We start from the raw sequence: 13522 nt of genomic DNA on the forward strand, positions 1-13522 counted from the left end.
GAGCGGTTATGCACGGTTATGACTACGGGCTGATCATTGCCTTTTTCGCGCTGGTACTGATCCCGGCTCCATTTCTCGGGCGGTTCTTTTACAAGGTCATGGAAGGGCAGCGCACCTGGCTTTCCCCGGTTCTCGGGCCGCTGGAGCGAGGCTGCTATCGGTTGTCGGGGGTGGATCCGCAGGTCGAGCAGACCTGGCAGAAATACACCCTGGCCTTGCTCGCCTTCAATCTGGCGGGTTTCGTGTTGCTGTTCGCAATTCTCCTGTTGCAAAGGCACTTGCCGCTCAACACCGAGCAACTGCCCGGCATGGAATGGACCCAGGCCTTCAATACGGCCGTGAGTTTCATGACCAACACCAACTGGCAGTCTTACAGCGGTGAAGCGTCCCTGAGCTACCTGAGCCAGATGATTGGCCTCACCGTGCAGAATTTTGTCAGCGCCGCCACCGGCCTGGCTGTGCTGGTGGCGCTGTGTCGTGGGATCGGACGTAAATCGGCCAGTACCCTTGGCAATTTCTGGGTCGACATGACCCGTGCCACCCTATATGGACTCTTGCCGCTGTGCCTGTTGCTGGCGTTGTTTCTGGTATGGCAGGGCGTGCCGCAGACCTTCGCGCACTATGTGCACGGGGTGACGGTGCAAGGCGCCGACCAGGTGATCCCGCTGGGCCCGGCGGCCAGCCAGATTGCGATCAAGCAATTGGGCACCAACGGCGGTGGCTTCTTCGGTGTCAACTCGGCGCATCCGTTCGAGAACCCGACGGCCTGGAGCAACGTGTTCGAGCTCGCTTCGATCATCCTGATTCCCGCTGCGCTGGTGTTCACATTCGGCCACTACGTCAAGGATCTGCGTCAGAGTCGGGCGATCATTGCCTGCATGCTCGCGCTTTTCTTGATCGGCGGTGCGACTTCGTTGTGGGCCGAGTACCAACCCAATCCGGCATTGGCCGATGCGGCCGTGGAGCAGGTTGCACCGCTGGAAGGCAAGGAGTCGCGCTTTGGCACCACCGCCTCGGTGCTGTGGTCGGTGACCACTACGGCGGCGTCCAATGGCTCGGTCAACGCCATGCACGACAGCCTCAACCCCCTCAGCGGCATGATCGCGCTGGTGAACATGATGGTTGGCGAAGTGATCTTCGGTGGCGTCGGGGCCGGGCTCTACGGGATGTTGCTGAACGTGCTGATCGCGGTGTTCCTGGCCGGCTTGATGATCGGCCGTACCCCGGAATATTTGGGCAAGAAACTCGGCGCCCGGGAAGTGCAACTGCTGGTGGTGACCCTGTTGGTCATGCCTGTAAGCGTGCTGGTGTTGGGTGCCGTGGCCGCAAGCCTGCCCGGGCCTGCCGCTGCGGTGAGCAATCCCGGTGCCCATGGTTTCAGTCAATTGCTGTACGCCTACACGTCGGCGGGGGCCAACAACGGTTCAGCATTCGGCGGATTTGGTGCGAACACGCCATTCCATAACCTGATGCTGGGTCTGGGCATGTTGATCGGCCGTTTCGGCTACATCCTGCCCGTGCTGGCGTTGGCCGGCAGCCTGGCGCTGAAGAAAACCGCCCCGATCGGCCAGAACAGTTTCCCCACCCACGGCCCGCTGTTCGTGACCTTGCTGACCGTGACCATTTTGCTGGTGGGCGGCCTGACCTTCCTGCCGACCCTGGCCCTGGGCCCGATTGCCGAACACCTGAGCATGGGCTTCTGAGGATCCGATGATGAATATGCCCGCACCCCAAGCGGTGACCACCCAGGCACCGCAAGCGAAAACCGCCATCTCCGCCCTGTGGCGGCCGGCGTTGCTACAAGCTTTCGTCAAACTCGATCCGCGTCAGTTGCACCGTGCACCGGTGATGCTGGTGGTGGAGCTGACGGCAGTATTCACCACCGTGCTGTGCTTCATTCCCGACAGTGCCGTGCCGACGTTCGTTGCCGCGCAGATCGCGCTCTGGCTTTGGTTCACCGTGCTGTTCGCCAATTTCGCCGAGGCCCTGGCCGAAGGGCGCGGCAAGGCCCGGGCCGACAGCCTCAAGGCTGGCAGCGAAGGCCTGAGCGCACGTCGCCGGACTGTCAATGGGTTTGAAGTCGTCCCCGCTACCCGTTTGCGCAAGGACGATGTGGTGCGCGTCGAGGCAGGGGAGATGATTCCGGGCGACGGCGAGGTGATCGAAGGCATTGCCGCGGTCAACGAGGCGGCGATCACTGGTGAGTCTGCACCGGTCATTCGTGAATCCGGCGGTGATCGTTCGGCGGTCACCGGCAACACGCGGTTGGTCTCCGACTGGTTGCTGGTGCGCATTACCAGCAACCCCGGCGAGTCGACCATGGACCGCATGATCGCCCTTGTCGAAGGCGCCAAGCGGCAGAAGACGCCGAACGAGGTGGCGCTGGATATCTTGTTGATTGGCCTGACCCTGATCTTCCTGTTGGTGGTGGTGACGCTGCAACCGTTCGCCCACTTTGCCAACGGCAGCCTGCCTCTGGTGTTCCTGGTGGCGCTGCTGGTCACGTTGATTCCCACCACCATCGGCGGGTTGCTGTCGGCCATCGGCATCGCCGGGATGGATCGGCTAGTGCGCCTGAACGTGATCGCCAAATCCGGTCGCGCGGTGGAAGCGGCGGGGGATGTGCACGTGCTGATGCTGGACAAGACCGGCACCATCACGTTCGGCAATCGTCGTTGTGCAGCGGTTCATGCCGCCCCTGGTGTGAGCATCAAGGCGCTGGCTGAAGGCGCGTTGTTGGCCTCGTTGGCGGACGACACGGCGGAAGGCAAGTCCATTGTGGAATACCTGCGGGCTTTGCATCCGCAGCCCGAGCCTGCCTTGCAATCGCTGACGGCGGTACCGTTCAGCGCTGAAACCCGTTTGTCCGGTGTCGATCATCAGGGGCGGGTATACCGCAAGGGGGCGGTGGATTCGCTGCTGGGTTTTATTGGCCTGCCGCGCAACCAGTTGCCGTCGATGCTTGCCCAAGAGGTCGACAAGATCGCCCAGAGCGGCGGCACGCCCTTATTGGTGTGCGTGGACGGCAAGCTGCTGGGCGCCATCCATCTCAAGGATGTGGTCAAGCCGGGTATCCGCGAGCGTTTCGCCGAGCTGCGCAAGCTGGGGATTCGTACTGTGATGGTCACTGGCGACAACCCATTGACCGCGGCCGCGATTGCCGCCGAGGCGGGCGTCGACGACGTGCTGGCCGAGGCCACGCCGGAGAAAAAACTGGCGCGTATCCGCCATGAGCAGAATGACGGTCGGCTGGTCGCCATGTGCGGCGATGGCGCCAACGACGCTCCGGCCCTGGCCCAGGCCGATGTCGGCATGGCGATGAACGACGGCACGCAAGCGGCGCGGGAGGCGGCCAACATGGTCGACCTCGACAGCGATCCGACCAAGTTGCTGGACGTGGTGCAGATCGGCAAGGAACTGCTGGTCACCCGTGGGGCACTGACCACCTTTTCCATCGCCAATGACGTCGCCAAATACTTCGCGATCCTGCCGGCATTGTTCGCTTCGATTTATCCACAGCTCGGCGTGTTGAACGTGATGCACCTGAGCAGCCCGCAGAGCGCCATTCTCTCGGCCATTGTGTTCAACGCGCTGATCATCGTGGTGCTGATCCCCTTGGCCCTGCGCGGCGTGCGGGTGCAGGCGGCGAGCGCGGCGGCGCTACTGCGGCGCAACCTGCTGATCTACGGCTTGGGCGGGATCGTGGTGCCGTTCGTGGGGATCAAGGCGATCGATATGTTGTTGACGGCATTGGGGCTGGTTTGAGCCCGTTACTGCTGTCTGCTCGCCACAGATGTGTTTTCAACTGAGGATTTTGGAATGTTCAGATTAGTTCGCCCGGCCTTGAGCCTGCTACTCCTGATGACGTTGATCACCGGGGTCGCCTACCCGCTGCTGGTTACGGGCGTGGCGCAAATCGCCTTCCCCGTCCAGGCCAACGGCAGCCTCGTCGAGGGGGCCGACGGCAAAGTGCGCGGCTCACTGCTGATCGCCCAGGATTTCCAGGGGGATGCCTGGTTCCATCCACGTCCCTCGGCCGGCACCTTCGCCACGGTTGCCAGCGGCGCGAGCAACCTTTCCCCGACCAGTCCGGCCCTGGCCACGCGGATAATCGATGATGCACACACGCTTTTGGTGCCGGGCCAAGGGCCGGTGCCGCTGGCGCTGTTGACCACTTCCGGCAGCGGGCTGGATCCGCACTTGCCACCGGCGGCGATTGCCTATCAACTGGCGCGAGTCGCCGCGGCGCGCAACCTGCCGGTCTCGACCTTGCAGCAGTTGCTCGACACTCACATCGAGCAACCTCTGGTGGGGCCGCCGGTGGTGAATGTGCTGGCGTTGAACCTGGCGCTGGAAAAGCTGTAACCCCCTTTGTGGGAGCGAGCCTGCTCGCGATAGCGGTGTATCAGTCACACATCTGCAAGCTGATACATCGTCATCGCGAGCAGGCTCGCTCCCACAAGGGGTCCATGGAGCCTGTGAGAATGGGCGTGCCCTCAGTACCCGAAAGCAAGAGAACCACACCATGAGCGACTCCGGCCGCGCCGATGCCCTGTTAGCCAATCTGCCCCGCGCTGGCCGTGGTCGGCTCAAGGTCTTTCTTGGCGCGGCACCGGGTGTTGGCAAGACCTTCGCCATGTTGCAAGCGGCCCACACCCAGTTGCGGCAGAACGTGAAGGTCATCGCCGGTGTGGTAGAGACACACGGTCGAGCCGAAACCGAAGCCTTGCTCGGCGGCCTGGTACAACAGCCTTTGGTGCGCTCCCAGTACCGGGGCGTGATGCTCGAGGAGATGGACCTCGACGGTCTGCTCGCCGCCCGGCCAAAGCTGGTGCTGGTGGACGAACTGGCCCACAGCAATGCCCCCGGCAGTCGCCACGCCAAGCGCTGGCAAGACATTCAAGAGCTGCTTGCTGCCGGCATCGACGTCTACACCACCGTCAATGTGCAGCACCTGGAAAGCCTCAATGACCAGGTGCGCGGCATCACCGGGGTGCAGGTTCGCGAAACGCTGCCGGATTGGGTCCTGCAGGAGGCCGATGAACTGCTGCTGATCGACCTGCCGCCCCGTGAACTGCTGGAGCGCCTGCGCGATGGCAAGGTCTATGTACCGGAGCAGGCCCGCGCGGCAATCGACGCTTTCTTCACCCAGACCAACCTGACGGCCCTGCGTGAGCTGGCGATGCAGACCGCCGCCGCGCAAGTGGACAACGATCTGGCGCTGGGCTATCGACAACTGGGGCAGGCCGCTCCGGTGGTGCGGGGGCGGTTACTGGTGGGGGTGAACGGCGACGCCCAAGCCGAGCGCCTGGTGCGCCATGCCAGCCGCGTCGCTCAGCGTCGGCATCTGCCGTGGAGCCTGGTGCATGTGGACAACGGTGGCGCCCGGGACGAGGCCTCGCGCCAGCGCCTGCAAAACGCCCAGCAACTGGCGGAACGTCTGGGCGGCGAAGTGGTGTTGTTGCGGGCCGGCGAAGTAGCCAGGACCCTGGTTCAACATGCCATCGAGCGTCGGGCCACTCTGCTCCTGGTAGGGCAGTCCCGACCACGCCTGCGCAGGCGATGGTTTGGCGGAGGCCTGGCCTCACGCTTGTTGCGCGATGCCAGGGGGCTGGAGATCAATGTACTGGACAGCGATGAACAACTGCGTCCCGCCCGCGTTTATTCAAGCCGCGTCCAGACCGGCTTCGACTACGTGTTGGCGTTGCTGGCGACCGTGGTGGCCAGTGCGTTGGCCTGGGGCATTTCCGGGCTGCTGGCGTTGCCCAATATCTCCCTGGTGTTTCTGATGGCGGTCTTGCTGGTAGCGGTGCGCAGCAGCCTCGGCCCGGCCTTGGCCTGCGCGGCGCTGTCGTTCCTGGCCTACGATTTTCTGTTCATCCCGCCGAACTTTTCCTTCACCATCCAGCGTGAGGAAGATGTGTTGACGTTGGTGTTCTTTCTGCTGATGGCGGCGCTGACCGGCAATCTTGCTGCCCGCCAACGTAGACAGTTGCAGGTGCTGCGCGACACCCAGCAGGAAACCGGCGAATTGCTCGATCTGTCCCGCAAGCTCACGGCTGCCACCGACCGCCAGGCCGTGATCAGTGCCGCCGCGCAGCACTTCAACGGCTGGCACGACTTGCAGCTATGCCTGCTCAATCGAGAAGGCCAGAGTGGCTGGAAGGTCGAGACTGCTGAGTCGCTGACGTTCGTCGAGGCCGAACGCGCGGCGGCCGATTGGGCCTGGCAGCACGACCAGCCGGCCGGCGCCGGTACCGGGACACTGCCCCTCGGGCGCTGGTGGTGGTGGCCATTGTCGGTGGAGGGTGGACCGCTGGCGTTGCTGGGCGTGCGTTCGAAAGACGACAGCCCCTTGAGCGGTCAACGTCGGCGCTGGTTGGCGGCCCTCAGTCAGCCCCTGGCCCAGGCGCTGGCCCGGGCGCAGTTGGCGCAGGACCTCGAGGCGGCGCGTCTGCACGGCGAGACCGAGCAACTGCGCAGCGCCTTGCTCGCCTCGGTCTCCCATGATCTGCGCACGCCGCTGACCGCCATGCGTGGCAGCATCGACAGCCTGTTGGCGTTGGGGGAGGCGATCCCGCTGGCGGATCGTCGCGAATTGCTCGAAGGCACCCGCGATGAAGCCGAGCGTCTGGACCGCTACATCCAGAACCTGCTGGACATGACCCGTCTCGGCCACGGCGCCCTGAAACTGGCGCGGGACTGGGTGGCCCCGGCGGATATCGTCGGCAGTGCACTGAATCGTCTGAGGGCGGTGCTGGCGCCGCTGATGGTCAGCGTCGAAGTGCCCGCTCATTTGCCATTGCTGCATGTCCACGCGGCGCTGATCGAACAGGCCCTGGTGAATGTGCTGGAGAATGCCGCGCGTTTTTCGCCGGCTCACGGGCGCCTGCAACTGAGTGCAGGCACGACGGACAGCGAAGTGTTGTTTGCCGTGGCTGATGAAGGGCCGGGGATTCCCGAGCAAGAACGGGAGAAAATCTTCGACATGTTCTACACCGCTGCGCGCGGCGATCGGGGCGGGCAGGGCACGGGGTTGGGGCTGGCGATCTGTCAGGGCATGGTGGGCGCCCATGGTGGGCGGATCAGCGTGGGCGATGGCATCGACGGGCGCGGCACCTGCATCACCCTGCATCTGCCATTGCAGGCACAACCGGACATGGACGATGAAGCTTGAGCCGGGCTGCTTTACTCTCTGCCATTGATTTTCAGTGAACCGAACCCATGAACCAAACCGCGACCCTCCTGGTCATCGATGATGAGCCGCAGATCCGCAAATTCCTGCGCATCAGCCTGGTCTCCCAGGGCTACAAGGTGCTGGAGGCCGGTACAGGGGCCGACGGCCTGGCCCAGGCTGCATTGAACAAGCCTGATCTGCTGGTGCTCGACCTGGGCCTGCCTGACATGGATGGTCAGCAGGTGCTGTGCGAGTTCCGCCAATGGTCGACGGTGCCGGTGCTGGTGCTCTCGGTGCGAGCCAGTGAAGCCCAGAAAGTCGAGGCGCTGGACAACGGCGCCAACGATTACGTGACCAAGCCGTTCGGCATCCAGGAGTTCCTCGCCCGCGTCCGCGCCCTCTTGCGCCAGGCACCGGCAGGCGAGGCTCGGGAAGCGGCGCTGACGTTCGGTCCGCTGACGGTGGACCTGGCCTATCGACGGGTATTGCTGGACGGCGCCGAAGTGGCTCTCACCCGCAAGGAATATGCCGTGCTGGCACAACTGGCGCGGCACCCCGGACGGGTCATCACCCAACAACAGTTGCTCAAGGATATCTGGGGCCCGACCCACACCGAGGACAGTCACTATCTGCGCATCGTGGTCGGCCACCTGCGTCAAAAACTGGCGGACGACCCGACGCGTCCCCGGTTCATTGCGACCGAGGCGGGGGTGGGGTATCGATTGTTGGGAGAGGGTGGGTTTTAACCTCTCGGTCTTCAGCCAAGCACTGTTGTGGCGAGGGGATTTATCCCCGCTGGGGTGCAAAGCGCCCCCAAACCCGTCGACTCGATAAAGCTGGCAAACCGAGTTGCCTGATTTTAGGGCTGCTTCGCACCCCAACGGGGATAAATCCCCTCGCCACAGGATCAAGGTGTTGCTTCAGCTCTGTTCACTTTCATACCGATCCAGGGTGTCACTGGCAATCTCCCGCCCCAGGGCGATCAACTCCGGCGCCTTGTAGAACTCGAAGAACCGGCACACCCGTTTCGGCACGTTGATCAGTACATCCGGGGGATACCCGGCGATCTTGTATTGGGCCAACGAGGTTTGCATTACCTCGAAACTCTGGTTGATCAAATCCAGCAACGAGGCCGGGCCGACGTTATCGATGATGAACGAACCGGTGGCGGACTTCGGTGCGCCTTCAGTCTCGGGCGCGGCTGCTGGTTGCTGGCCTTCAGGCTCGGCGGATTCGAGCCAGGGGTTGATGTCGGCGGCCTCGGCCTTCAACGCTTCTTGTTCCAGCAGTAACAACTGCTCGGCCTGCTTGCGCCGAAAGGGCAATTTCGACCCCAGGGAACTGATTAGATTGTCGAATCGGCTCCTGAACGCGGCCGGACGTGGGATGACCGGCAGACTGTATTGTCGCTGGTTGGTGGCATTGAGGTTGACTGCGATGATCAGGTCACAGTGACTCGATACTACCGGCACGATCGGCAGCGGATTGAGCAGGCCACCATCCACCAGCATGCGATTGCCTTGCATCACTGGTGTGAACAGGCTGGGAATCGCCGCCGAAGCGCGCATTGCCTGATGCAGGCAACCTTCCTGGAACCAGATTTCCTGTTGGTTGGTCAGGTCCGTGGCTACGGCGGTGTAGGGAATGCGCAGGTCTTCGATATTGAGTTCGCCGACGATCTTACGGATCTGTCCGAAGACTTTTTCACCGCGGATTGCACCGAGGCGAAAACTGACATCCACCAGCCGGAGGACGTCGAGGTAATCCAGGCTTTCGATCCAGTTGCGGTAGTCCCTGAGCTTGCCGGCGGCATAGATCCCGCCCACTACAGCGCCCATCGAGCAACCGGCGATGCAGGCAATGTCGTAGCCACGTCGTTCGATTTCCTCGATCACCCCGATATGGGCGTAGCCCCGGGCGCCGCCCGAACCCAATACCAATGCGACACGTTTTGTCATGACCTGGCCTCTTGTCGAACAGACTTCAACAATGCACTGATCGAGGCTCCGGCTCAATCGTTGTGGCATCAGCGTCGTTTTTTGACACGCTGGGGTGACATTTTTGTATGCTCGCCCACACTTGAATTAAGGCGGTCCGGCCAAGGCACTTTTCGCCTTTGCGACCGTCTTACCAGCACGACTGTTTGACCTGACTGAGGTGTAATGATGAAAGCCCGGATCTGCCTGCCCCTAGTAGCATCCCTGATGGTTCTGGCCCTGGCCGGTTGCGCAGGCAAAACAGCTTATCGTGACAGCTGCGGCACCCAGCTTGACGCCGCCTGGCATGAACTGGACCTGGCCAAGGCCGAAGGTTTTGCCGGTACTGTCAGTTACTCCAAGGCGCTGTCGCTGCTGACCGGTGCCAAGACCCAGCAGCAGTTCGAAGCGTTCGAAGGCTGCTCCAGAAAGGCCGAGAAAGCTCGCTTCTACATCCGCGAGTCCCGTGCGGGACGATAAAAGCAGCGGCTGCTATAGACTGTAAGCTGCAAGAGAGCGGCACGACGTGACCCTCACTTGTGGCTTGCAGCTCGCCACTTGAAGCTGCTGTACGGAGTACGCCCCCCATGATTGATAGGCTGGTGGCCCGGATCGTCGGGCTGGAAGTCCGCCTGCTGGCCTGCCAGGCCCGCTTGAATGCCCATACCGACAGTGAAGCGCTGCATGACCTGCGGACCACGGTTCGCCGTTTGCGCAGCTTGCTCCGCCCATTGCGCGGCTTGCCGGGTGTCGAACAGCTGGAAACAGCCGCTTCGGCGGTTGGAACCCTGACCACGCCGTTGCGTGACCGGGAAGTGCTGGCAGCTTATCTTGAACAGCACGACAACACCGATGCCGCGCAACGGCGTCGGCTGCAGATGGCCGAGGCCTATCCTGCCGTGGCCGCGAGCCGGGAGTTGGCGCAGCTGTTGATGATCCTTGATGCATTCCCGCGCTTCATTCGCGCGGCCCAGCGTCAGGGGCTGCTCAAGGGATTGCGCAAACGCATTGAAAAACGCCTGGACAAACAATGGAAACAACTCGGTGAAGCGTTGCGTGATCCGGCCCATGACCGCCACCGGTTGCGGCTGCTGATCAAGCGCGTGCGCTATGCGATCGAAGCCTACCCGGAGCTCGATCGACTGCCGGAAGCGGCCATGCCGCGGCTCAAGTCCGCCCAAGGCGCCCTGGGCGATTGGCACGACTGCTGGCAATGGCTGGCCCAGGCTGAACGGGAACACGACCTGCAACCCTGTGTGCCGGTCTGGCGCACTACCATGAGCGAGGCCGAAGCCAAGGCTGACAAGGTGCTCGATAAGCTGATCGCGAGCTGCTTCGAGAAATCCTGAAAAAACCACCCTCTATCTCCCACAATGCTCTGTGCGTTGATTAAAGTGTGGCGGCCTATCTGTCAGCCTCTTTGGCCGGAATGAGCGCTGTGTCGTTTATCCCGGCTGGTTAAGATTCCTTCATCTTTCTCCCATGCTTTCGAGGTTGCCATGCGCTTTTCCGATTTGATCGATGCTGTGCGCCGTCAGCCTGGCGCCGTGACCATCGCACCCGAATGGGGGCAGGGACGCGCCACTTTTGGTGGGCTGGTGGCGGCGCTGCAGTATGAGGCGATGCGCGCACGGGTGCCGGCGGATCGTCCGGTGCGTTCACTGGCGATCACCTTCGTCGGCCCGGTCGAACCGGACGTGCCCGTCAGTTTTGAAGTCGAAGTGCTGCGCGAAGGCAAGGCGGTCAGCCAGGTGCAGGGACGCGCTGTGCAGAACGGCCAGGTGGTGACCGTGGTGCAAGGCAGCTTCGGTGCATCGCGCTCTTCCGTGGTGGCGGTGCAGGCCGACCCTGCGCCTGAGTTCAAAAGCATCGAGCAATGCCAGGAGCTGCCTTATATCAAGGGTGGCACGCCGGAGTTCATGCGGCACCTGGCGATGTGCTGGAGTGTCGGTGGTCTGCCATTCACCGGCAATAAATCACGCAGCATGGGTGGTTGGGTACGGTTGCGTGGGGATGTAAAGGAAGAGCCGCTCAACGAGGCCCACATCCTCGCGTTGGTGGATGCCTGGCCGCCCGCGTTACTGCCGCACCTGACACAGATGGCGCCGGGTAGCACGCTGACCTGGACCATCGAATTCGTCCAACCGGTGCTGGCGCTCACGACGTTGGACTGGTGCAAGTACCTGGCCGAGATCGAGCACGCCCAGGACGGCTACGGTCACGTCGCTGCGAAGTTCTGGAGCGCCGATGGCCGCCTGATCGCCATGAGCCGGCAGACGGTGACGATTTTCGGCTGAGGTATGTGGGCGCTCAATGAGTGTGGTGCAGCAGTCCCAGTGAGGCGAATACAGCGATGATGCCGATGCTGATGTCCGCCAGGTCCAGGTTGAGCGCGCCCGAGATGATCAGCAGCGATGCGATGATGAGCAAGGGCACGGCGATCAGTTGCAACGCCAGATGGGTTGGGTTGAAGGCGTGCCATTGCCAGCCTGCGAGGGTAGGGTGACGTTTGTGCATGATGCTGCTCCTTATGCCTGACATCTGTTGATACAAGAATAGGCATGGCGGGGCAGGGCGGCGAATCGCGGTTGGCTATGGGAGCGATAGATCCGAGTCAGTTCTCGGATGAAGCAATCGCGGGCAAGCCTTGCTCCCACAGGTCCATGTGTCCTTTATGGGATGAAGTTTACCTCTCCACAGGTCCACATTTTCTTTGTGGGGTAGGGCTCGCCTCTCCACAGGTCCACATTTTCTTTGTGGGGTAGGGCTTGCCTCTCCATCGTCCACATTCCTTTGTGGGAGCAAGGCTTGCCCGCGACGGCGGTCTCAGAGTCTGAGCTGCCCGATCGCCTTGCTCAATTCACCCGCCAGGGTCGCCAGTTCATGGCTGGTCGTGGCCGAGTCCACGGTCTGGCGCACGGTGTTTTCAGTGACGTCGCGAATGCCCACCACCGCCCGGTTCATTTCCTCGGCAACCTGGCTTTGCTGCTCGGCCGCGACGGCGATCTGGGTATTGCTCTCGCGCATCTGGGCCACCGCGTCGGTGATCTGCGCCAATGCCTCGCCGGCCTCGCGGGCCTGTTGTACGCAATCGTCGGCTTTGTAGGAGCTTTCCTGCATGAAGTCCACCGCGTCCTGGGTGCCCGCCTGCAGGGCCGACACCATGGTGGTGATTTCATCTGTTGAGATTTGCACCCGTTTGGCGAGGTTGCGTACCTCGTCGGCTACCACGGCGAAACCCCGGCCCATTTCCCCGGCCCGCGCGGCTTCGATGGCGGCGTTGAGGGCCAGCAGGTTGGTTTGCTCCGCGATGCTGTGAATCACGCTGACCACGCTGTTGATCTTCTGGCTGTCTTCGGCCAGGCGCTGGATCATTTCGGCGGTCTGCTGCACCCCGGAGGAGAGGCCGGTGATTGACTGCTCAACACGATTGACCACATTACGGCCATTGCCGGCCAGGGTGTCGGCGGCTTTCGACAGGTCGCGAGTGGCGCCGGCATGTTGGGCGATGTGATACACCGTGGCGGACATCTCGTTGATCGCCGTCGCCGCCTGGTCGGTTTCGCTCTGCTGCCCAAGCATGCCGTGGCGAACCTCGCTCATGCTCGAGGCCAATCGTGCCGCGCCACTGTCCAGTTGGCGGGCCGTGCTGGCCACGGTATCGACCACCCGTTGATAACCGGCTTGCATGGCATTGAATGCGGCGGCCATCTGGCCCACTTCATCCTTGCAGGCCAGGGGCACGCGGGCGGACAGATCGCCGGTCTTCTCCACATGCAGCATCACGTCCTTCAGGGTGTTGAGCTGGCTCAACAGAAAGCGGATCAACAATTGCGACGCGCCCAGCATGGCCAGCATCAACACGAACACCGCCACGGCGTATTGGCTGAAACGCTCGCCGAGTACCTGGCTCAGGCTTGCGCCCTGGGCCAGGACGGCGAGTTGTTGGCCGTCGCCGCGTCGGATGACGTCAGCGCCCAGCAACGGCTGATTGCCGACGAGCGGTTTGGAGTCCAGATCGACCCAGCCCTGCGCCTGCGCCAGTGAAGGCAACGACTGACCGTTGAGCGCGGGCGCCTGGCCTTGCTTGAACGCCAGCAGGTTATCGGCCCTGGGCAATGCTTGCCCGGCGGGCCAGGCACTGAGCAGGCGCGCCTGGGCCTGGGCATTCACCCGGGCCGCATCATTGCGGGCCTGTTGTTCAAGCTGCAGTGCATAGAGCACGAGCAGCAAGGTGGTTACAAAGGCGACCGCGTTGACCGCCCAGAATTTGTATTTCAGCGAGATATTGCTAAGCCAGGCACCCATGGAGGTCTTCTCTGATAGCGGAAACAGTTTTGGCAAGGTGCCATTATTTTGCCGCTATCCC

The 13522-nt window shown here is 62.6% G+C and carries 11 protein-coding genes; 8 read left to right on the top strand and 3 right to left on the bottom strand.

Annotated elements, in window-relative coordinates; genetic code table 11:
• Positions 1-8: 8 nt before the first annotated feature.
• The 5 genes from kdpA to ACODTO_RS06040 all read left to right on the top strand — a co-directional run bounded on the left by kdpA (position 9) and on the right by ACODTO_RS06040 (position 7923).
• Positions 9-1703: a potassium-transporting ATPase subunit KdpA gene (gene kdpA, locus ACODTO_RS06020; protein ID WP_489106082.1), complete on the top strand. Its 1695-nt coding sequence runs from the start codon at positions 9-11 to the stop codon at positions 1701-1703.
• A gap of 7 nt (positions 1704-1710) precedes the next feature.
• On the top strand, positions 1711-3765 hold the full coding sequence (kdpB, locus tag ACODTO_RS06025; RefSeq protein WP_489106083.1) for a potassium-transporting ATPase subunit KdpB: 2055 nt from the start codon (positions 1711-1713) through the stop codon (positions 3763-3765).
• 54 nt (positions 3766-3819) lie between these two features.
• Positions 3820-4365 carry a potassium-transporting ATPase subunit KdpC gene (gene kdpC / locus ACODTO_RS06030; RefSeq protein ID WP_489106084.1) on the top strand — a complete coding sequence of 182 codons (546 nt, stop codon included), beginning with the start codon at positions 3820-3822 and terminating at the stop codon, positions 4363-4365.
• 160 nt (positions 4366-4525) lie between these two features.
• The gene (locus ACODTO_RS06035; RefSeq protein ID WP_489106085.1) at positions 4526-7177 is read left to right on the top strand and encodes a DUF4118 domain-containing protein; all 2652 of its coding nucleotides are present in this window, start codon (positions 4526-4528) and stop codon (positions 7175-7177) included.
• Positions 7178-7224: 47 nt separating this feature from the next.
• The gene (locus ACODTO_RS06040) at positions 7225-7923 is read left to right on the top strand and encodes a response regulator (RefSeq protein WP_175385968.1); all 699 of its coding nucleotides are present in this window, start codon (positions 7225-7227) and stop codon (positions 7921-7923) included.
• 174 nt (positions 7924-8097) lie between these two features.
• Here the strand turns inward: ACODTO_RS06040 and ACODTO_RS06045 are convergent, their stop codons facing one another.
• Positions 8098-9135 (bottom strand): patatin-like phospholipase family protein, encoded by a 1038-nt coding sequence (locus ACODTO_RS06045; protein WP_139647053.1) that lies wholly within the window; start codon positions 9133-9135, stop codon positions 8098-8100.
• A gap of 207 nt (positions 9136-9342) precedes the next feature.
• Here ACODTO_RS06045 and ACODTO_RS06050 point away from each other — a divergent pair, with 207 nt between their 5' ends.
• The 3 genes from ACODTO_RS06050 to ACODTO_RS06060 all read left to right on the top strand — a co-directional run bounded on the left by ACODTO_RS06050 (position 9343) and on the right by ACODTO_RS06060 (position 11450).
• Positions 9343-9633 (top strand): hypothetical protein, encoded by a 291-nt coding sequence (locus ACODTO_RS06050; RefSeq protein ID WP_024778753.1) that lies wholly within the window; start codon positions 9343-9345, stop codon positions 9631-9633.
• A gap of 107 nt (positions 9634-9740) precedes the next feature.
• Entirely contained in the window at positions 9741-10502 is a 762-nt protein-coding gene (locus ACODTO_RS06055; RefSeq protein WP_489106086.1) for a CHAD domain-containing protein, read from the top strand.
• A 150-nt stretch (positions 10503-10652) separates the two neighbouring features.
• Entirely contained in the window at positions 10653-11450 is a 798-nt protein-coding gene (locus tag ACODTO_RS06060; RefSeq protein ID WP_139647049.1) for an acyl-CoA thioesterase, read from the top strand.
• Positions 11451-11463: 13 nt separating this feature from the next.
• Here the strand turns inward: ACODTO_RS06060 and ACODTO_RS06065 are convergent, their stop codons facing one another.
• The gene (locus ACODTO_RS06065) at positions 11464-11670 is read right to left on the bottom strand and encodes a hypothetical protein (protein WP_489106087.1); all 207 of its coding nucleotides are present in this window, start codon (positions 11668-11670) and stop codon (positions 11464-11466) included.
• Positions 11671-11979: 309 nt separating this feature from the next.
• On the bottom strand, positions 11980-13461 hold the full coding sequence (locus ACODTO_RS06070) for a methyl-accepting chemotaxis protein (protein ID WP_175362963.1): 1482 nt from the start codon (positions 13459-13461) through the stop codon (positions 11980-11982).
• Positions 13462-13522: the final 61 nt, after the last annotated feature.

This window comes from Pseudomonas sp. FG13 (genome assembly GCF_057809755.1).

Excerpts from the sequence above, each read along its gene's own strand:
- kdpA (WP_489106082.1), top strand. The coding sequence starts at position 9 with ATGCACGGTTATGACTACGGGCTGATCATTGCCTTTTTCGCGCTGGTA.
- kdpB (WP_489106083.1), top strand. The coding sequence starts at position 1,711 with ATGATGAATATGCCCGCACCCCAAGCGGTGACCACCCAGGCACCGCAA.
- ACODTO_RS06060 (WP_139647049.1), top strand. The coding sequence starts at position 10,653 with ATGCGCTTTTCCGATTTGATCGATGCTGTGCGCCGTCAGCCTGGCGCC.
- ACODTO_RS06055 (WP_489106086.1), top strand. The coding sequence starts at position 9,741 with ATGATTGATAGGCTGGTGGCCCGGATCGTCGGGCTGGAAGTCCGCCTG.
- ACODTO_RS06035 (WP_489106085.1), top strand. The coding sequence starts at position 4,526 with ATGAGCGACTCCGGCCGCGCCGATGCCCTGTTAGCCAATCTGCCCCGC.
- ACODTO_RS06065 (WP_489106087.1), bottom strand. The coding sequence starts at position 11,670 with ATGCACAAACGTCACCCTACCCTCGCAGGCTGGCAATGGCACGCCTTC.
- kdpC (WP_489106084.1), top strand. The coding sequence starts at position 3,820 with ATGTTCAGATTAGTTCGCCCGGCCTTGAGCCTGCTACTCCTGATGACG.
- ACODTO_RS06045 (WP_139647053.1), bottom strand. The coding sequence starts at position 9,135 with ATGACAAAACGTGTCGCATTGGTATTGGGTTCGGGCGGCGCCCGGGGC.
- ACODTO_RS06070 (WP_175362963.1), bottom strand. The coding sequence starts at position 13,461 with ATGGGTGCCTGGCTTAGCAATATCTCGCTGAAATACAAATTCTGGGCG.
- ACODTO_RS06050 (WP_024778753.1), top strand. The coding sequence starts at position 9,343 with ATGAAAGCCCGGATCTGCCTGCCCCTAGTAGCATCCCTGATGGTTCTG.
- ACODTO_RS06040 (WP_175385968.1), top strand. The coding sequence starts at position 7,225 with ATGAACCAAACCGCGACCCTCCTGGTCATCGATGATGAGCCGCAGATC.